At 45.4% G+C, this 19,485-nt stretch carries 17 protein-coding genes; 13 read left to right on the forward strand and 4 right to left on the reverse strand.

Annotated features, from left to right (window positions below; genetic code table 11):
- The coding region (locus tag Q1A70_RS03350; RefSeq protein ID WP_299687117.1) for a PTS transporter subunit IIBC at nt 1-1,423 on the forward strand (1,423 nt) is incomplete at its 5' end.
- Between the two features lie 99 nt (nt 1,424-1,522).
- Complete coding sequence (locus Q1A70_RS03355; RefSeq protein ID WP_299687115.1) at nt 1,523-2,338, forward strand: endonuclease/exonuclease/phosphatase family protein; 816 nt, start codon at nt 1,523-1,525, stop codon at nt 2,336-2,338.
- A 213-nt stretch (nt 2,339-2,551) separates the two neighbouring features.
- Here the strand turns inward: Q1A70_RS03355 and Q1A70_RS03360 are convergent, their stop codons facing one another.
- Nucleotides 2,552-3,445 carry a DMT family transporter gene (locus Q1A70_RS03360; protein ID WP_299687113.1) on the reverse strand — a complete coding sequence of 298 codons (894 nt, stop codon included), beginning with the start codon at nt 3,443-3,445 and terminating at the stop codon, nt 2,552-2,554.
- Nucleotides 3,446-3,584: 139 nt separating this feature from the next.
- On the opposite strand from Q1A70_RS03360, the gene rmuC reads away from it, so the two are divergent.
- The 7 genes from rmuC (at nt 3,585) to tatC (ending at nt 9,896) form a co-directional block, all read left to right on the forward strand.
- Nucleotides 3,585-5,117 (forward strand): DNA recombination protein RmuC, encoded by a 1,533-nt coding sequence (gene rmuC / locus Q1A70_RS03365; protein ID WP_299687111.1) that lies wholly within the window; start codon nt 3,585-3,587, stop codon nt 5,115-5,117.
- Nucleotides 5,118-5,180: 63 nt separating this feature from the next.
- On the forward strand, nt 5,181-5,960 hold the full coding sequence (ubiE, locus tag Q1A70_RS03370) for a bifunctional demethylmenaquinone methyltransferase/2-methoxy-6-polyprenyl-1,4-benzoquinol methylase UbiE (RefSeq protein WP_299687121.1): 780 nt from the start codon (nt 5,181-5,183) through the stop codon (nt 5,958-5,960).
- Nucleotides 5,961-6,058: 98 nt separating this feature from the next.
- Nucleotides 6,059-6,664 carry an SCP2 domain-containing protein gene (locus tag Q1A70_RS03375; protein ID WP_299687109.1) on the forward strand — a complete coding sequence of 202 codons (606 nt, stop codon included), beginning with the start codon at nt 6,059-6,061 and terminating at the stop codon, nt 6,662-6,664.
- The gene (gene ubiB, locus Q1A70_RS03380) at nt 6,661-8,295 is read left to right on the forward strand and encodes a ubiquinone biosynthesis regulatory protein kinase UbiB (protein WP_299687107.1); all 1,635 of its coding nucleotides are present in this window, start codon (nt 6,661-6,663) and stop codon (nt 8,293-8,295) included. Before Q1A70_RS03375 ends, ubiB begins: the two co-directional genes overlap by 4 nt.
- A gap of 52 nt (nt 8,296-8,347) precedes the next feature.
- Nucleotides 8,348-8,602: a Sec-independent protein translocase subunit TatA gene (gene tatA / locus Q1A70_RS03385; protein ID WP_299687105.1), complete on the forward strand. Its 255-nt coding sequence runs from the start codon at nt 8,348-8,350 to the stop codon at nt 8,600-8,602.
- Between the two features lie 3 nt (nt 8,603-8,605).
- Nucleotides 8,606-9,013, forward strand: coding sequence for a Sec-independent protein translocase protein TatB (tatB, locus tag Q1A70_RS03390; RefSeq protein ID WP_299687103.1), 408 nt, complete (start codon nt 8,606-8,608; stop codon nt 9,011-9,013).
- A 130-nt stretch (nt 9,014-9,143) separates the two neighbouring features.
- Nucleotides 9,144-9,896 carry a twin-arginine translocase subunit TatC gene (gene tatC / locus Q1A70_RS03395; protein WP_299687101.1) on the forward strand — a complete coding sequence of 251 codons (753 nt, stop codon included), beginning with the start codon at nt 9,144-9,146 and terminating at the stop codon, nt 9,894-9,896.
- Nucleotides 9,897-10,201: 305 nt separating this feature from the next.
- On the opposite strand, the gene Q1A70_RS03400 is transcribed toward tatC, so the two are convergent.
- Nucleotides 10,202-10,963: a TatD family hydrolase gene (locus Q1A70_RS03400; RefSeq protein WP_299687099.1), complete on the reverse strand. Its 762-nt coding sequence runs from the start codon at nt 10,961-10,963 to the stop codon at nt 10,202-10,204.
- Nucleotides 10,964-11,171: 208 nt separating this feature from the next.
- Between Q1A70_RS03400 and hemB the strand changes: the two genes are divergently transcribed.
- The 3 genes from hemB to polA all read left to right on the forward strand — a co-directional run bounded on the left by hemB (nt 11,172) and on the right by polA (nt 16,231).
- On the forward strand, nt 11,172-12,215 hold the full coding sequence (hemB, locus tag Q1A70_RS03405; RefSeq protein ID WP_299687097.1) for a porphobilinogen synthase: 1,044 nt from the start codon (nt 11,172-11,174) through the stop codon (nt 12,213-12,215).
- A gap of 77 nt (nt 12,216-12,292) precedes the next feature.
- The gene (locus Q1A70_RS03410) at nt 12,293-12,727 is read left to right on the forward strand and encodes a GNAT family N-acetyltransferase (RefSeq protein ID WP_299687095.1); all 435 of its coding nucleotides are present in this window, start codon (nt 12,293-12,295) and stop codon (nt 12,725-12,727) included.
- 705 nt (nt 12,728-13,432) lie between these two features.
- Nucleotides 13,433-16,231 carry a DNA polymerase I gene (gene polA / locus Q1A70_RS03415; RefSeq protein WP_299687093.1) on the forward strand — a complete coding sequence of 933 codons (2,799 nt, stop codon included), beginning with the start codon at nt 13,433-13,435 and terminating at the stop codon, nt 16,229-16,231.
- A gap of 523 nt (nt 16,232-16,754) precedes the next feature.
- Here polA and Q1A70_RS03420 read toward each other — a convergent pair.
- The gene (locus tag Q1A70_RS03420; protein ID WP_299687092.1) at nt 16,755-17,351 is read right to left on the reverse strand and encodes a GTP-binding protein; all 597 of its coding nucleotides are present in this window, start codon (nt 17,349-17,351) and stop codon (nt 16,755-16,757) included.
- 215 nt (nt 17,352-17,566) lie between these two features.
- Nucleotides 17,567-18,226 (reverse strand): ribosome biogenesis GTP-binding protein YihA/YsxC, encoded by a 660-nt coding sequence (yihA, locus tag Q1A70_RS03425; RefSeq protein WP_017631972.1) that lies wholly within the window; start codon nt 18,224-18,226, stop codon nt 17,567-17,569.
- 148 nt (nt 18,227-18,374) lie between these two features.
- Between yihA and Q1A70_RS03430 the strand changes: the two genes are divergently transcribed.
- A complete protein-coding gene (locus Q1A70_RS03430) occupies nt 18,375-18,992 on the forward strand; it encodes a c-type cytochrome (RefSeq protein WP_299687088.1) in 618 nt (205 codons plus the stop codon).
- Nucleotides 18,993-19,485 lie beyond the last annotated feature (493 nt).

Below are 19,485 nucleotides of genomic sequence, written 5' to 3' on the forward strand. Positions count from 1 at the left end.
CACATCGACGCCTCTGCCTTGTATAAATACCCAGCAACTCGCTGCAAAAATCAGCTCGAAAGATCAACACGCCCTAATTAACCGTATCACAGGGGTTATATTGGGTGTCGATAACGCTATGCTCGCTGATCCTGAAGCGACGGTGATGAGCTTATTTGGCACAGAGCTACCTGTCTCTCAATTCTTTACTAATATTTTAGGCGCACCGGCGCTGAATATGGGTGTGTTCATCGGTATTATGTCTGGCTATTTAGGCGCCAACCTATATAACCGTTATTACGACTTCGCTCGCTTACCTGAGGCATTAGCCTTTTTCAATGGTAAACGTTTTGTGCCTTTCGTGGTGATTTTCTACTCGGTATTCATCGCACTTATTTTGTCGATTGTATGGCCTTTAATTCAAGGCGCACTCAATGATTTTGGTCAATGGATTGCAACCTCTAAGGACACTGCACCAATCGTAGCTCCGTTCTTGTACGGCACATTAGAGCGTCTATTGCTACCGTTTGGTTTGCATCACACCCTAACCATTCCAATGAACTACACCGAGTTGGGGGGTGCTTATGAGCTTCTGACAGGCGCAAGTGCAGGCACAAGTGTTTATGGTCAAGACCCATTGTGGCTTGCTTGGGTCAGTGATTTGAACAACCTTAAACTCAGCGATCCAGCCACTTATCAACATCTGCTGGATACTGTGCACCCTGCACGCTTTAAAGCAGGTCAGGTCATTATCGCTGCATCATCATTGATTGGTATTGGCCTTGCGATGTATCACAGTGTTGATAAAGATAAGCTGAAGCAATATAAGCCGATGTTTTTATCTGCGTGTCTTGCCGTGTTGTTGACCGGCGTGACTGAACCGATTGAATTCATGTTCATGTTTATTTCTCCTGTCTTGTATATTGCACACGCGGTGCTAACAGGTGTTGCATTTGCATTGGTAGATGTGATGGATCTGCGTGTACATGCCTTTGGTTTAATTGAATTACTGACTCGTATTCCAATGATGGTTTCAGCGGGTATTGGTGGCGATTTAGTTCGTTTCGCACTGGTGTCTATCGTTTTCTTTGTGGTGAACTACACCCTATTCCGCTTGCTGATTGTGAAGTTCCATTTGCCAACACCGGGTCGTAAGGGTAACTACCTAGATGAGAGTGCAGAAGGCATGTCGGAAGATCAGAAACTTGACATCATCATTCAAAATCTAGGCGGACGTAGCAATATTGCAGAGATCGATGCTTGTATGACTCGTCTACGTATTACCGTTAATGATCCTAAATTAGTGGCTGAATATTCATTATGGAAACCAACGGGTGCACTTGGCGCTGTGATTAAAGAACAGGGCGTACAAGTTATTTACGGTCCTGGAGTCGATAGAATTAAATCTAAGTTAATTGATAGATACTCAGCGCAACCAGTGTAATTCGTTATCTCTGTTAGGTTGACTAACAAAGAACAAGATCGATAAACGCAGCATTGATGCTGCGTTTTATCTCTAAACAGTAAATTGAGCGAATGATAAATGAAACTAATGACGCTAAATACCCACAGTTGGCAAGAAGATAAGCAACTAGAAAAGCTGGATATTGTAGCGCAAGCCATTATCGAACAAGACTGCGATGTGATTGCACTGCAAGAGGTGAATCAACACCAAGATAGCCCTATCCTTGATGCCGATATATCAAGTAATCATCCTGTGTTGGCGGATAACTATGGTTATTTGTTGCAGCAAAAACTCATAGAGTACGGTTATCACTACCAACTTACGTGGGATTTTGTTCACCAGAGTTATGAAGTCTATCAAGAAGGGCTCTCATTTTTGACGCGACTGCCGATTATTGAGCATGAGGTCATTGATTTAACTGACAACTATGATGTGAGTTACTGGAAACATAGGCGAGCTGTGCGTATCAAAGTCGCTTCTCAACAAGGTGAAGTGGATTTTTATAATTGTCATTGTGGCTGGTGGAATGATTCAGAGAACCCATTTGAGGATCAGTTCAACCGAATCACAGCAAAATTATCAACAGGGCTGAGTTTTCTATTGGGTGATTTCAACAACCCAAGCCATATACGCAATGAAGGTTATGACTATGCATTGCAGCGCGGTTTAGTGGATTGTTATGACATTGCAGAAAAGAAAGATTCTGGAATCACAGTGATTAAAAACATTGATGGTTGGGAAGAAAATAGCCAGGCGCTGCGGATTGATTTTGTTTTTAGTAATCAACCGGTGCCGGTAAAGCAGCATCAGGTGATTTTTAATGACGATTTTTATCCGGTTGTGTCAGATCACTTTGGGGTGTTGGTGGAATTAGAACATGCCCTAGTCACCTAAAAGTGATCCGCCCCAGCAGCAGTTTTGAACACCGAGTTAAGTGAGTACAATCACTAACGAGGTGAACAATGACGACTAACAAAACTAGCATTAAATATTCCCCTTCGCCATAAACTTTAAGGCCAGTCGCATCAATAGCTAGAGGTTATATCACAGCTAAAGGTTGTATCACACCTCTCGTTTTTGTCCTCAATCGATTCTTTTCGCTACTATTTACGCTGGTTTGTTTTTTGAAAACTTGATTTGTTGAATCACCAAGCCAGCAATAATCAGTACCAAGCCGAACAAGGTCGCTGGGTGGATCTCTTCGCCAATAATGGTTGCCAGTAGCATCAGCGAGATAAACGGCGAGGCAAAAATAAGGTTACTGATGCGCGCTGTATTGTTGGTGAGCTTAAGCGCCGATAGCCACAACACAAAGGTGATTCCCATCTCGAACAGGCCAACGTAGGTCACTGCCATCCACCCCTGCGCCGTGATCTGGCGAAAGCTCTCGCCCTCGTAAAGGGTTAAACCAATCGCGAAGGGCAATGCCACTAAGAAACCAAGTAACACCCCAACGACAGGATCGGCCTTGTTTTTGGTGTTGAGAATCCAGTATCCCGCCCAAAGCAAGGTTGAAAGTAGTGCCAGTGCCACACCGAGCGGGCTGTCGAACTGCATGCCTAATACATCGCCTTTGGTCGCAATCACCACCACGCCAGCATAACTGAAGGCGCAGGCTAGCCAATCTTGTTTGCGGATCTGTTGTCCTAGAAAAACCGCTGCCATTAAGGTAAGGGTGATTGCCCAACTGTAGTTGATCGCTTGCGCCTGAGAGGCGGGCAATAGGTCGTAGGCTTTAAACAGGATCAGATAATAGGCCAGTGGATTGACCAAGCCGAGCAGCAGGTAATACCAAGGGTTTGAAAGAAACGTGGTACTGACTTGAGAGAGTTTGCCTTGAAAGGTGCAGACAGCGAACAGGGCGATAGATGACACAATGCTGGCGATGGTCAGCATTTGAATCGGTGAAAACTCAGCAAGGGTCAGCTTAAAAGCGGTAGCGACTGTTGACCACAGCAGTACCGCGGCTAGGCCAAAGCCCAAGGCACGACGTTCGTTCATGACAACTCATTCTAATTTGGATGGAACAGGATACGAAGCGCCTAGTCTATCTGCCGAAATTTAATCCAGCAAACTGGACATTTATCCAGTATCAAAATACCATTTAATGAGTTATTTCTAATTAGGCTAAATCGTTACCATGCAATGGATTATCGAACATCAGGCAACATTTTTTGCTGCCATTTCTAGCGCGCTGGTCAGCGGTAGCGTTGTCGGCTGGTGGGTGAAACAAAAGCTCTCTTTTCAGCAGCGACTGCTCGAGCAGCAACTGGAATCTGACCGCTTATTGCATGCTTCTCAGCAATCGCAGCTCAAGTCATCGCTTGCCGAGGCGCAGCAAGAGCTAAACGAATTGGATGATGACCGAGACAAAGCGGCATTTGAGCTCAAGCAAGCACACGGTAAGGTGATGGCTGCGATGGAAAAGCTGCGTTACTTTGAAGCGGTCAAGCAAGAGCGTCAGCAGTACGCCGATGAGATCAACGTGCTTAAGGAGCATAAGTCTGAACTGGAAGCTGAGCTGCGAGAGCAAGAAGCACGGCACGACCAAGAAAACCTCGCTAACAGTGAAAAGTTGCAACTGCTAGAGCATGCCGAGTCCCGATTGAAGCAACAGTTCGAGCATCTCGCCAATCAGTTATTTGAAAGCAAAACCGCCAAGGTCGATCAGCAGAACAAGCAGAGCTTAGAGGGCTTGTTGTCACCGTTAAGGGAGCAGCTCGAAGGCTTTAAGAAGCAGGTCAATGACAGCTTTAGCCAAGAGGCCAAAGAGCGCCACACCTTAGTGCATGAGCTGAAAAACCTGCAGCGTCTCAACGAGAGTATGACGCGTGAAGCGGTTAACCTGACGCAAGCGCTCAAGGGTGATAATAAGCAGCAAGGTAACTGGGGTGAGGTGGTATTGGCGCGCGTGTTGGCTGAATCTGGGCTGCGTGAAGGCCATGAATATCAGACTCAAGTCAATCTGCAAAACGATGCGGGTAAGCGCTATCAACCGGATGTGATCGTCCATCTGCCACAAGATAAGCAAGTGGTGGTCGATTCGAAAATGGCATTGGTTGCGTTTGAGCGCTACTTCAACGCCGAAACCGATCAACAACGTGATGCCGCGCTGCGCGATCACTTGGTGTCACTGCGTGCGCACATCAAGGGCTTAAGCAACAAGGATTATCACCAGTTGAAAGGCATCCAAAGCTTGGATTACGTGTTGATGTTTATTCCCGTCGAGCCGGCATTCCAAGTTGCGATTCAAGCCGATCCAAGCTTGGTGAAAGATGCGATGGAGCAAAACATCATTTTGGTTAGTCCTACGACCTTGCTAGTAGCGTTGCGTACTATTGATAACCTGTGGCGTAATGAAAGGCAGAACCAAAACGCGCAGATCATCGCTGAGCGTGCAAGCAAGCTTTACGACAAGCTGCGCCTGTTTGTCGATGACATGGAAGGCCTTGGTGGCGCATTAGACCGAGCCAACCAAAGCTACCAAGGAGCGATGAACAAGCTGGCGACTGGGCGTGGCAATGTGATCCGTCAGGCAGAAAGCTTTAAGCAGCTTGGGGTTGAGGTGAAGAAACCGATCTCTGTAGGCTTGGCAGAAATGGCGCAAAATGAGGCTTTTTCAGAAAATGCCTCGTTAGTAGAAAGACAACCTGCTGAGGATAAAGTAAACTAATCGGCTGCAGCGCTTGTAAACAGAGTGCGCTGCCGATGAGAACTTAGCATGGTAGATAACAGCATTATGGACACAAGCGTGCAGACAAATTCAGCAGTAGAGTCAGAAACCACACACTTTGGTTTCGAAACCGTCGCGAAAGACGAAAAAGTCGCGAAAGTTGCAGAGGTATTTCACTCGGTAGCGGCTAAATACGACATTATGAATGACTTAATGTCGGGTGGTGTTCACCGCTTGTGGAAGCGATTCACTATTGATTGCAGTGGCGTTCGCCCGGGTCAACGCATCCTAGATCTGGGTGGTGGTACTGGTGACCTTACCGCGAAATTCTCGCGAATTGTTGGCGAAAAAGGCCACGTGGTGCTGGCTGATATCAACAACTCAATGCTGAATGTTGGTCGTGATAAGCTGCGTGATAGCGGCATTGTTGGTAACGTACATTACGTACAAGCCAATGCTGAAGAGCTGCCTTTTCCTGATAACTACTTCGATTGCATTACTATCAGCTTTTGTCTGCGTAACGTGACCGATAAAGACCAAGCGCTGCGCTCTATGTACCGCGTGTTAAAGCCGGGTGGTCGTCTGCTGGTTCTTGAGTTTTCCAAGCCAGTGCTTGAGCCTCTATCAAAGGTTTACGATGCCTACTCTTTCCACCTGTTGCCAAAAATGGGTGAGTTGATTGCCAACGATGCAGACAGCTATCGTTACCTGGCAGAATCTATCCGCATGCACCCGAACCAAGAAACCTTGGAAGGCATGATGCAAGAAGCGGGCTTTGAGAATACTAAGTATTACAACCTAACGGGTGGCATTGTTGCGCTGCACCGAGGTTACAAGTTCTAGCAGAGCTTGGTCGTTGCTCATTGAGAGCACTACACAATAAGAATAAAGACAGAACGGATAGGTTAAGGCTTATCCGTTTATCAAAGATAAGGACAGTCATGCCATTTGATCCATTGGTGACCGCAGTTATTGAAACCCCTTTAAACACCTTAGTGAACGATGATCCGGCCTTGGTTCGTCGCTTGTCTCGTTTAAAGGGGCAGATCATTCAAGTTAATTTGAAAGAGCTGAATAAAACACTCACTTTTGTTTTCAGCCAGCAAATTGATGTGTTGTCTGAATATGAGGGTCAGCCTGATTGCTACCTATCTTTGAATTTATCGGTGTTACCGGAACTGCGTGAGCAATCGAACATCACCAAGCTGATCAAGCAAGATAAGCTGATCTTAGAAGGTGATATTCAACTGGCTCAGAAATTTGCGCAGCTGATGACAGACTGTAAACCGGACTTGGAAGAGTGGTTGTCTCGTGTGACGGGGGATGTGGTGGCGCATACCTTAGTGCAAGGTGTTAAGAATGTCGGTGGCCTTGTTGCAAAGCAGTTGACTAAGCATCAAAACCATCTTGCTCAGGTATTAACTGAAGAGTGGAAGATTGCTCCAGCGCCATTAGAAGTGGTACATTTTTGCGATCAGGTTGATGACGTAAAAAGCTCAGCAGCACGCCTTGAAGCTAAGTTGAACGCTTTGTTGGAGAAAATATGACCCCAGCCGAAGTGAAACATCTTTATCATATTATCAAGGTACAATTGGAATATGGCCTTGATGAATTGATACCAGAGCACCAATTGACCAAAACCCCTTTATTGGCGAGAAAATCTCTGTTTTGGCTTAAAAATAAGCATCAAGATAAAGAGTTGGGTCATCGCTTACGTCTCGCGCTGCAAGAACTTGGTCCGGTGTGGATCAAGTTTGGACAGATGATGTCGACACGTCGCGATCTATTTCCTCCTCACATCGCCGATCAGCTGGCGCTATTGCAAGATCAAGTCGCGCCGTTCGATGGTCAATTGGCAAAGCAAGACATCGAAAAGGCACTGGGTGGCAGCTTAGATGACTGGTTTACCGATTTTGATATCGAGCCACTGGCTTCAGCTTCGATTGCTCAGGTGCACACCGCCAAGCTTAAAGAGAGCGGTCGCGAGATCGTTCTTAAAGTCATTCGACCTGATATTCGCCCGGTGATTGATGCAGATCTAAAACTGATGCACCGAATGGCGCGTATAGTCGCTAAATCTTTACCTGAAGCACGTCGTTTGAAACCGGTCGAGGTGGTTCATGAGTATGAAAAAACCTTAATTGATGAATTAGACCTGCGCCGCGAGGCGGCCAATGCGATTCAACTGCGACGTAATTTTGAAGGCAGTGAAGAGCTGTACGTTCCTGAGGTTATCCCTGATTTAAGCAGTGAAAGTTTGATGGTATCAGAGCGAATCTATGGGATTCAGGTTTCGGATATCGAGACTTTAGAAGCCAACGGCACCAACATGAAGTTGCTCGCCGAACGCGGGGTGACGGTCTTTTTTACTCAAGTATTCCGCGACAGCTTTTTCCACGCCGATATGCATCCGGGTAACGTATTCGTTAACCCAGAGAATCCTGATAACCCTCAGTGGATTGGTTTGGACTGTGGCATTGTCGGCACGCTCAACAGTGAAGATAAGCGCTATTTAGCCGAGAACCTGTTGGCTTTCTTTAATCGAGATTACCGTAAAGTCGCAGAGCTGCACGTTGATTCCGGTTGGGTGCCCCACGACACCAACGTCAATGATTTTGAGTTTGCGATCCGCATGGTGTGTGAACCCATTTTTGCCAAACCACTTGGTGAGATCTCATTTGGCCATGTGTTGCTAAACTTATTTAATACAGCAAGACGTTTCAACATGGAGGTTCAGCCTCAGTTGGTGCTTCTGCAGAAGACCTTGTTGTATGTCGAAGGGCTAGGTCGCCAGTTGTACCCTCAACTTGATTTGTGGGCAACGGCTAAGCCTTTCCTTGAAACCTGGATGATGAATCAGGTGGGGCCGCAAGCGGTGATCAACGCCGTCAAAGAGCGCGCGCCATTTTGGGCAGAAAAACTGCCAGAGTTGCCAGAGCTACTGTATGACAGCTTGCGCCAAGGTAAAGCGATGAATCATCGAATGGATCAGCTTTATCAAGGCTACCGAGAGAGCAAGCGCCAACAAGCAACTGGAAAGTTTTTGTTTGGCGTTGGAGCCACTTTAGTCGTATGCTCCGCAATATTAGTTTCAAGCCCTTATGAGCAGCTATTCATGGGCTGTGGCATTGCAGGTGTCACATTTTGGTTGCTTAGTTGGCGAGCTTACCGTCGTTAGACCGTAGACTCTCTTATTATTTTATGTGTAGACAGACCCGAGGACAATGATAATGGGTGGTATCAGTATTTGGCAGCTTCTAATCATTGCTGTAATTGTAGTTTTGCTATTCGGAACAAAGAAACTGCGCGGCATTGGTGGTGATTTAGGTTCAGCGGTGAAAGGCTTCAAGAAAGCGATGAGCGATGAAGACAAGCCTGCAGATAAGAAAGATGCAGACTTTGAACCAAAGAACATTGAACAGCAGAAGACAGAAGCTCACGCTGAAACAACTGCTGAAACAAAGAAAGACAAAGAGCAGGCATAAGTCGTGTTTGATATCGGTTTCTGGGAACTGGTATTAATATCTGTGGTTGGTTTAGTAGTATTAGGACCTGAGCGTTTGCCGGTTGCGATTCGCAGTGTCTCCAAGTTTATTGGGCAAGCGAAGAGTATGGCAAACAGTGTGAAAGATGAACTTTCTCATGAGCTTAAGGTGCAAGAGCTACAAGAAAACCTGCGTAAGGCGGAACAAATGGGGATGGAAGATTTATCTCCAGACCTTAAAGCGTCAGTCGATGAACTTAAGCAGGCCGCTGCTGATGTTCAACGCCCGTACGCTAAGCCTGAGTCTGATAAGCCAAGTGAGACTGATCCTAGTGTCACGGAAACTGTGGAATCTGAAACCATTCAGGTCAGCAGTCAAGCTTCAGCGCCGTCAGATAAGAAAGCCGAATAGTCTCGCAAGGAGGAGTCGCCGGATACTTGAGTTGCTAGATGTTTAAATAGATAGCTATTCAAGTCAATCGCTATTCAAATGAATAGATACGCGCGGCTCCTTTTCGATCTTCCTGTTTAAGAGGTTTGACATGTCTTCGACTGAGCAGACACAGCCTTTAATTAGCCATCTTCTAGAGCTGCGTAATCGCCTATTACGTGCGATTGTCGCGGTGCTAGTGATATTTGTCGGGCTAATTTATTTTGCTAATGATATTTATGAATTCGTATCAGCACCTTTGGTAGAGCGTCTACCGGAGGGGGCGACGATGATCGCAACCGATGTTGCATCGCCATTTTTCACACCGCTGAAATTAACCTTGATCGCGTCAATATTCCTCGCGGTTCCGTTTATTTTGTATCAGGTGTGGGCTTTTGTTGCTCCGGGCTTATACAAGCATGAAAAACGCTTGATTATGCCGCTATTAGCTTCAAGTTCATTGCTGTTTTATTGTGGTGTGGCGTTCGCTTACTTCATTGTATTCCCATTGGTATTTGGCTTTTTTACGGCCATATCATTAGGGGGAGTGGAGTTCGCAACCGACATCTCGAGTTATCTCGATTTTGTACTCGCGCTGTTCTTTGCCTTTGGTATTGCCTTTGAAGTGCCGGTTGCGATTATCTTGCTATGTTGGACTGGCGCGACGACCCCTAAGGTTTTGTCTCAAAAGCGTCCGTACATCGTGGTGGGGGCTTTCATCATTGGTATGATGCTGACGCCACCCGATATGATCTCACAAACACTGTTGGCGATCCCAATGTGTATTCTGTTTGAGATTGGCCTGTTCTTCGCGCGCTTCTATGTGCGTAAGCCTGAAGGTGATGAAGAGGAAGCCGAGTCTTGATTCACAAGATTCTTTGAGAGCATGTTCTAAAGCAAAAATTAGATAATAAAAAAGCGGCCTAGGGCCGTTTTTTTATTATGTCTGTTTATCGAATCTTTAACTGATAGCCACAGTTTTGGCATATATAGAGCTCTTTGATACCCAAAACTTTATGCCATAGGGTTCGATGCTGACGTTGTAAATGTTGTGAATGGTCACACATAATCAATTACCTCCATATGCAGGTGGTTGATAATATACACATCACTTTGCTTTAACAAATAAATCGGCTATAGATTCATGAAATTATCTTATTAATAGATTTATCATAAATTAAACAATAACTTGGTATTTGTCGTGGTTATGTTTTCGACTTCTTCAAGGGTCATTCCGCGCAATTCGGCGATGCGTTTTGCCACCAATTCTGTGTAGGCTGGCTCATTGCGTTTGCCGCGATTTGGTGTCGGTGCCAAGTAGGGGCAATCTGTTTCTAGGATGACGTAATTCATATCTAGATGTGGGATCACCTTATCCATCCCTGAATTCTTAAAGGTCGAAACACCACCTAATCCGAGATGAAAGCCGAGTGCGTTGATCGCTTGAGCTTCTTCTAAGCTACTGCCAAAACAGTGAAATACGCCACGTAAGCTACCATCTTGTTCTTGTTTCAGCAGCTCTAGTGTCTCTTCAATAGAGTCGCGAGTGTGGATCACCACAGGTAGATCCAGCTCCTTAGCCCATTGTAGTTGAGTCACGAACGCCATCTCTTGTTCAGTCTTGAAGGTTTTATCCCAGTACAAGTCGATACCAATCTCACCCACGGCGATAAAGTCATGCTTATCAAACCAAGCTCGAATGGTTTTCAAGGTTTGCTCGATATTCGCATCTACATAACAAGGGTGTAAGCCCATCATCGAACGGCACACATCAGGAAACTGAGCTTCGGTTGCTAGCATTGGCTCGATCGATTCTAAATCGATGTTCGGTAGCAGAATAGTATCAATACCTTGAGCAAGCGCGCGTTGCACGACTTGTTCGCGGTCTTGGTCGAATTCGCTCGCGTAAATATGGGCGTGGGTGTCGATCATTGTTTGGTCCTGAAAGCGGGGTTTGCTGAGTTGTTATGAGTATACGGCAGTGTGAGGAGAAGGTCATTTTTTGCCATTTGTCCCTATTTTTGAGTGGCTTTTATATTTTACTGTTAGCGTCGTTAGCCATCAGTGATATGCTTTTGCCTGTATTTAGCACTTTTCATATCTAAGTATTTTGCTGCTTAGACTAGGCAAGGAGAATCTAGTGTCTGTTTCAATTCAAGGTCAATTCCCAGGTCGTCGTATGCGCCGTATGCGTAAGCACGACTTTAGCCGCCGCCTAATGGCAGAAAATCAATTGTCTGTCGATGATCTGATCTACCCAATGTTTATCCTGATGGGGAAAGATCGTCGTGAGCCTGTTGAGTCAATGCCGGGGGTAGAGCGTTTGTCGATCGATCTTATGCTTGAGCAAGCAGATTACTTATCGAAGCTTGGTGTCCCTGCGATTGCGCTATTCCCAGTTGTAAACCAGGATGCGAAAAGCTTATGTGCATCTGAAGCTCATAACCCAGAAGGCTTGGTTCAACGTGCGGTACGTGCATTAAAAGAGCACGTGCCTAACATTGGTGTGATCACGGACGTTGCGCTGGATCCATTCACAACGCATGGCCAAGACGGCATCATCGATGACGAGGGTTATGTGCTGAACGATGAGACCACCGAAGTGTTGATCAAGCAGGCGTTGTCGCACGCAGAAGCGGGGGCTGACGTGGTAGCTCCATCCGATATGATGGACGGCCGCATTGGTAAAATCCGTGAAGCGTTAGAAGAAGCAGGTCATATTCATACTCAAATAATGGCGTACTCGGCAAAATACGCATCGAATTACTATGGCCCATTCCGTGATGCGGTTGGCAGTGCTTCGAACCTAAAAGGTGGTAACAAGAAGAACTACCAAATGGATCCTGCGAACAGCGACGAAGCGATTCACGAAGTGGCGATGGATCTTAACGAAGGTGCCGACATGGTGATGGTTAAGCCCGGTATGCCTTACCTAGACATCGTGCGCCGCGTCAAGCATGAGTTGCAGGCTCCAACATACGCTTACCAAGTGTCTGGTGAATACGCTATGCATAAGGCCGCGATTCAAAACGGCTGGCTGAAAGAGCGTGAAACGGTACTAGAATCACTGCTGTGCTTTAAACGCGCAGGTGCTGATGGTATTCTGACTTACTTCGCTAAAGATGTGGCTGAATGGCTTGCAGAAGACAACGCACAAGCAGCAGAGCATCTAAAAGAAAAGTAACGATCTAGCGTTGCTGAACTGATCACTAAAAGGGTTGGCCATTGTGCCAGCCCTTTCGTTTATGAGGATGAAATAAGATGTCAGTCATCGTACGTGAAGGCTCACTGCAAGAGGTGGTGTCCGTTGTGGAGCAGATCTCTGAGTTTGCGAAAAAAGAGAGTGTGGCTTCTCTTGCGCAGCGCCTTGATGGGAAAAAGCACTTGATCCTGGTTGCTGAAGAGGCAGGAGTGCTGCTCGGCTTTAAAATCGGCTATGAACTAGATAAGCATACTTTTTACAGCTGGTTTGGGGGCGTGTCACCGCTCGCGAGGAACAAAGGTGTTGCACAGGCGCAATTAGATGCTCAGGAACAGTGGGTGCAAGAGCAGGGCTACAGACAGTTAAAGGTTAAGTCTCGTAACCAGTTCCCAGCAATGTTGCGCCTGTTATTGAGAAACGGTTACCTAATCGAAAAATTTGAAGAAAAAGAAGACATTAATGAACACAGAATCCATTTTTTGAAGAAAATTTAAGCACTGCTGTTAACGGTCTATAAATTAAATGAGATTTATTATCATTTAATTATTGACTCTCAAATGAGAATCATTATTATTAAATCTGTCTTAGGGAATGAGGAAATGTTCACAAGGATGTTAAGTACTCAAGTATCTACTTGGTTACCCAACAGAATTCTCGCGAACTTGTACTAAGTTCTTTTTGACACGACATTGCTCACATTGCTCACATTGCTCACATTGCTCACATTGCTTCCAGTGTAATTTATAGCTTTTAGGTAAAGCTGTGGTATTCAATTTGAATGGCTTTACCGGTTTTTGCTAGGCGACATCTTTGGGTGTCGCTTTTTTATACCTACTATTTCAATAGGATGCATATTTAGTGGCACGTGTTTTTATGAATAAAACGCCATCAGCATTCTTTTCCACAACGCAAGATCGAGAAAAGATCGTTGATCATCTGTTTGATCTGTAAAATTATTCTTTATTTTCATGTGTTTATTGTTGTTTTTTGAGTTACTCACCTTAGTTCTCAACAGGGTGGATAAATAATATAAACAGAGTTATCCACAGAATGGTTGCGACTAAGAACAAAAAATAACAACAAATCGATTATAACGAACACAACCGAGTGAATGGATACAGATCGACAACGTGGAATCCAACCAACAGACGTGGCATTCTTAACAGATAATTTCTGTACTTACTGGATACACAAACATTATGGCTCGTATTCCTGATAATCCATTGATTCTGATCGATGGCTCTTCTTACCTATATCGCGCGTTCCATGCTTACCCTGGCACCATGAGTAATGGTGATATCCCAACTAACGCGGTTTATGGCGTGGTAAACATGCTGCGCAGCATGATGCGTCAATTTGCTTCTGATCGTATTGCGGTAATTTTTGATGCGAAAGGAAAGACGTTCCGTGATGACATGTACCCAGAGTACAAAGCAAATCGTCCACCTATGCCTGATGATCTTCGTTGTCAGATTGAGCCTTTGCACAATGTGATTCGTGCGATGGGCTTACCACTTATCTCTATTCCCGGCGTTGAAGCGGATGATGTGATCGGTACGCTTGCATCTCAAGCTTCTGCGATGGGTATGCCTGTGCTGATTAGTACTGGCGATAAAGATATGGCGCAGCTCGTCGATGACAACGTTACTCTGATCAACACCATGACCAACGTGGTAATGGATCGTGAAGGCGTGATTGAGAAGTTTGGTATCCCGCCAGAGCTGATTATCGACTACCTTGCGCTGATGGGCGATAAAGTCGATAACATCCCAGGCGTTCCGGGTGTCGGTGACAAAACAGCGACTGCTTTGCTACAAGGCATTGGTAGCATCGAAAAGCTGTATCAAAACCTGGATGATATTGCCGCTCTTGGCTTCCGTGGTTCAAAAACGATGGCTAAGAAGCTGATTGATAATAAAGACAACGCTGAGATGTCTTATCAGCTTGCAACAATCAAACTGGATGTTGAGCTTGAAGAGACACCTGAGTCATTAGTAAAAGCACAACCAAACACCGATGAGCTGATTAAGCTATACGGTCAGCTGGTCTTCAAATCTTGGTTAAACGAGCTGCTTGAAGGCGGTAGCGGTGTGGTTGAAGCTGATGAAAAATCGGGTTCAGTACGCAGCAGCGCTTCTGCAACAACGTCTACTGTAGAGATGAATACGTCTGCGGTGACGATTGATCGCAGCAACTACGAAACGATTCTCGATGAAGCGTCATTCAATGTTTGGCTAGAGAAATTGAAAGCGGCTGAAGTGTTTGCTTTCGATACTGAGACCGACAGCCTAGATTACATGGTGGCGAACCTCGTTGGCCTGTCATTCGCGACGGAAGAAGGCGTTGCCGCTTACGTACCAGTTGCCCATGATTACCTAGATGCACCGCAGCAGCTGGATCGTGACTGGGTACTTGAACAGCTTAAGCCGATTCTTGAAGATGATGCACAAGCGAAAGTGGGTCAAAATCTGAAGTACGATATGAGCGTTTTAGCGCGCTACGGTATCGAGATGAAAGGCATCAAGCACGATACCATGCTAGCGTCTTACGTTTTCAATAGCGTTGGCGGCAAGCATGATATGGATAGCCTAGCGCTGCGCTTCCTACAGCACAGCTGCATCTCATTCGAGCAGATCGCCGGTAAAGGTAAGAAACAGCTAACTTTCAACCAGATTGAGCTGGGGGAAGCGTCGTCATACGCTGCAGAAGATGCTGACGTAACACTGCGTCTTCATAACCGCTTAATGGAAAACATCGAGCAAGATGAAAAACTAAAAGCGATTTATGAAGAGATCGAAGTACCACTGATCCCTGTGATGTCTCGCATTGAACGTACTGGCGTATTCATCGATGACATGCTGCTAGGCGCTCAATCGCAAGAGATTGCGGTTCGTCTTGATGAGCTAGAACAGAAAGCTTACGAGATCGCAGAGCAAGAGTTCAACATGAACTCACCAAAACAGCTGCAAGCGATTCTTTTTGAAAAAATGGGTCTACCTGTTATCAAGAAAACGCCATCAGGTGCACCTTCAACCAATGAAGAAGTGCTACAAGAACTCGCACTTGATTACCCGCTACCTAAGCTGATCATTGAGTATCGTGGCCTTGCGAAGCTGAAATCAACTTACACAGATAAGCTGCCGAAGATGATCAACGCTGAAACCGGTCGTGTTCATACGTCTTACCACCAAGCGGTAACGGCGACGGGTCGTTTGTCTTCTACAGATCCAAACCTACAGAACATCCCAATTCGTAATGATGAAGGTCGTCGTATCCGCCAAGCATTCGTTGCACAGCATGGTTGGAAGATTCTAGCGGTCGATTACTCTCAAATTGAATTACGTATCATGGCGCACCTATCGGGTGACAAAGCGCTTCTGGAAGCATTCCAACAAGGCAAAGATATCCACGCAGCAACGGCGGCTGAGATCATCGGCGTTAATATTGAGGATGTAACGACAGAACAGCGTCGTCGTGCTAAGGCCGTTAACTTCGGTCTTATCTACGGCATGAGTGCCTTTGGTTTGGCTAAGCAACTGGGTATTCCTCGTGGCGAAGCGCAGCACTACATGGATACCTACTTCGAGCGTTATCCTGGCGTAATGCAGTACATGGAAGACACGCGCAGTGCAGCTTCAGAGCAAGGCTTCGTTGAAACCATTTACGGTCGTCGTTTGCACCTTCCAGAAATCCAATCGCGTAACGGTATGCGTCGTAAGGCTGCTGAACGCGCGGCGATCAATGCACCAATGCAAGGTACAGCGGCAGACATTATCAAGAAAGCCATGCTATTGGTTGATGAGTGGATTCAAGCAGAAGGTGATGGGCGCGTTAAGCTGTTGATGCAAGTACACGATGAATTGGTATTTGAAGTGGAAGAGTCATCGCTCGCCGAAATTGAAAGTAAAGTACAACAATTGATGGAGTCGGCAGCGGAGCTAGAAGTACCGCTGGTGGCCGATGCAGGCCATGGTGACAACTGGGATCAAGCCCACTGATCGCTTTTTGACCACATTGCGTTAATTAGCTTGAGCCAGTGCACAAACACTGGCTTTTTTTGTCTCGAATAAAGTCTGATTTGAAAAGGGTTCTGGCTGTTTTAATAAAACATTAATGAAAAAAAACTACAAAAATAGTTTCCATTTATGAGCAATTGTTGTACATTAAATCTCGTAGGGTACAGAGGTAAGATGTTCTATCTTTCAGACCTTTTGTTTCACGTTATTGGATTAGGCTGATTCAGCCGCCCCAGTCAGCATTTGACTGGGGCGTTTTTTCTTGTGCGAAAGAAAAAACGGCTCAATCTACCCAAAACGCCATAATCTATCATTTCCCCGCACTTATCCGTTGATGTTTGTTCCGTATTTCGCGTTACCTTCTCTATCACTCAATTTCACTTAAATTATGAGTTTGATCTGTTATTAGTAATTTTAATTCAGCCACAAACTGGTTGTTTTATATGGTGAAATAACTTTGGCTTTACAAGTGGCTCGCAAGCGATAGATATGCTGCCGTTTAACTTTAGGTATATTGATTGGGTGAATGCTCAATGTGGTTCATGATTTGTTGTTGCTTATCTGTGCTGTATTTGAGCGCTTCTGCGGTGACTTGTATTGATTGCGCCATCGAAGAGATATTGGTGGTCGCCTTAACCAAAGTTTGCTGCATCGGCTTCAGAATCAATAGATAGACAGCGATTAGGGCAACAATAATCACAGCAATAATAATGACCACTAATGCAATGATGATTTTAGTCTGAATGTCATCCAACAGCATCTGACTGGTTTGTTTAAACGCGAGGCGAGATTGAGCTAAGGCTTGTGGAAGTTGGTTGAGTGAGGTTTTGGTTGAAGCCGCTAGTTTGTTAATACTCTCAACGGTTTGATTTAGCGCTCGTTGCTGGTCGTCGCTGAGGTTGGGGTTGTTGACGATAGCTTGCAGGGATTGCGATATCCCCTCAAGAGATTGACTCGCATCTTTGGCGTACTTTTCCATGCCGTCTAAGTCTAGGGTCATATCGACATTGATCAGTGGTGCTTCCGTGGGTTCTGCTTCAGAGGCGTGGCCTGTAACAGGTATCAGCATCATTGCCATTACGGCCAAGAGTGTTTTCCACATGAGTATTCCTTTCTCTATATTCTGTTTATCAAAGCCTGTTTTTTAGTATGGTCCACTTCTGTTACTTGTAACGGCTTTATCTTGTTTTTTATCCTTAGATTTTGAGTTTAACCCGCTAATTTATAGGTAAAAAAATACCCCACCTAATAAGGCGAGGTATTGATAAGGTGGGATCACTTGATAGTTGTGATCTAGTCCCTCTATATAGATAGAGACTACTCTGAATCGTTGTGTTCTTCGTCCGCTAACTCATCGATAAGCTGGTCTGCAAGTGCTGGCGCGAACCACTCATCCATCTTGGCTCGCAGTTGGTCAACACCGATGCCTTTCATAGAAGAGAAAACATCAACTGCTACATCACCACCGAAAGATTTTGCATCGTTACGGATTTTCAGTAGTTGGGCTTTACGCGCACCGCTTTTCAGTTTGTCTGCTTTTGTTAACAAAACCTGCACCGGGATACGGCTATCGATAGCCCAGTAGATCATTTGTTGATCAAGGTCTTTCATTGGGTGACGGATGTCCATTAATACCACGAGACCTTTTAGGCTTTCACGTCGCTGCAGGTATTCCCCCAGTGACTTCTGCCATTTTTTCTTCATTTCAAGCGGGACTTGAGCGAAGCCATATCCCGGCAAATCGACGATATGACAGCCATCTGTCACCTTAAATAGGTTAATCAGCTGAGTTCGACCGGGTGTTTTACTGGTTTTCGCTAAACTTTTTTGATTGGTTACGCGATTAAGTGCACTCGATTTACCAGCATTGGAGCGTCCTGCAAACGCAATTTCGATCCCTTCGTCTTCTGGTAAATGACGAATATCAGGTGCACTGGTAATGAAATGCGTGTTTTGATAATGAATTTTTACGCTCACTGTTAACTCCATCTCGACTTTGTGTAGTCGATTGATTACTTTTTTGTGAATTTGTGTAAAATAACCGTGCTCGGCATAAGGTCGCCTATTGTACCATGAGTGGCAACATAGAGTGGTACTGGAAGCTTGATAATTATAATGGAATGTCATGAAGAAATTAGCGCTAATTTTGAGTCTTTTAGCCAGCTGCTCAGTATGGGCTCAAGGTAGTATTGAAGCTGGTAAAGCCAAATCACAAACATGTGTTGCCTGCCACGGTGCTGACGGCAACAGTCTGATCACTCAGTATCCGAAGCTTGCTGGTCAACATGAAAAGTACTTAGCTAAGCAGTTAAAAGAGCTTAAGCTAGGTATGACAAGTGGTGGTAAGCAAGGTCGTTATGAGCCTGTTATGGGTGCGATGGCGATGCCTCTCTCTGAAGAAGATATGGCTGATCTTGCGGCATACTACGCCTCTCTACCTATCTCAAATAACTCGACCCCTGAGAATGTGGTTGATGCAGGCAAGGTTCTTTACGCGGCAGGCGACGCAGAGCGTGGTCTAACGGCGTGTATTGCCTGTCACGGCCCTCGTGGTAATGGTACTGAGCTGTCTGGTTTCCCAAAAATTTCAGGTCAACATGCCGATTACATCAAGGCTCAACTTGAGAAATTTCGCGATGGTAGCCGCAATAACGACATGAATGCAATGATGCGTGATGTAGCTAAAAAGTTAACAGACGCCGACATTGATACCTTATCGAAGTACGTTGGTGGTCTACACTAATTTGTCGGTTTCTTACTCTTAGTTTAGAGTCAGGAATATACGCTCGAGCAAGATTAAAGAGACGCCCTGATCAGCAATGATCAGGGCGTTTTCTTATTATAGGCTTTCTTGTTACTGCTTTACTGCTGCATGCGTTTATCGTGACATGCGTTTCGCGTGTAGTTAGTTAGTTGGTTGGTTCGTGGATGGGTTAGTTGGTTTAGCGTGAAATTGGCTTACGATGTAATCTTGATGGATATGACACCTGTATCTTTTCGTTTGTTCAGCACTCTCAATGAGTGAACGATTTATGCTCAAAAGTGTGAGCGCACCCCCTTGTCGTAATTTTATAAAACGGTAAAGTAACCGCCATCAGCTAGGAGCTGGCTTAGATAGGGATGATCATCTCGTCAAACGGTAGTGACAGTAATGGATCAGGCTAGGACAGCCCAGCAACAAGGTGTTAGAAAAGGATAGCCAAAACTCATCAGGACGATGAACAACAAACAAATTT

Origin of the sequence: uncultured Vibrio sp. (assembly GCF_947488985.1) — a bacterium.
In the GTDB taxonomy this organism is placed as follows: domain Bacteria; phylum Pseudomonadota; class Gammaproteobacteria; order Enterobacterales; family Vibrionaceae; genus Vibrio.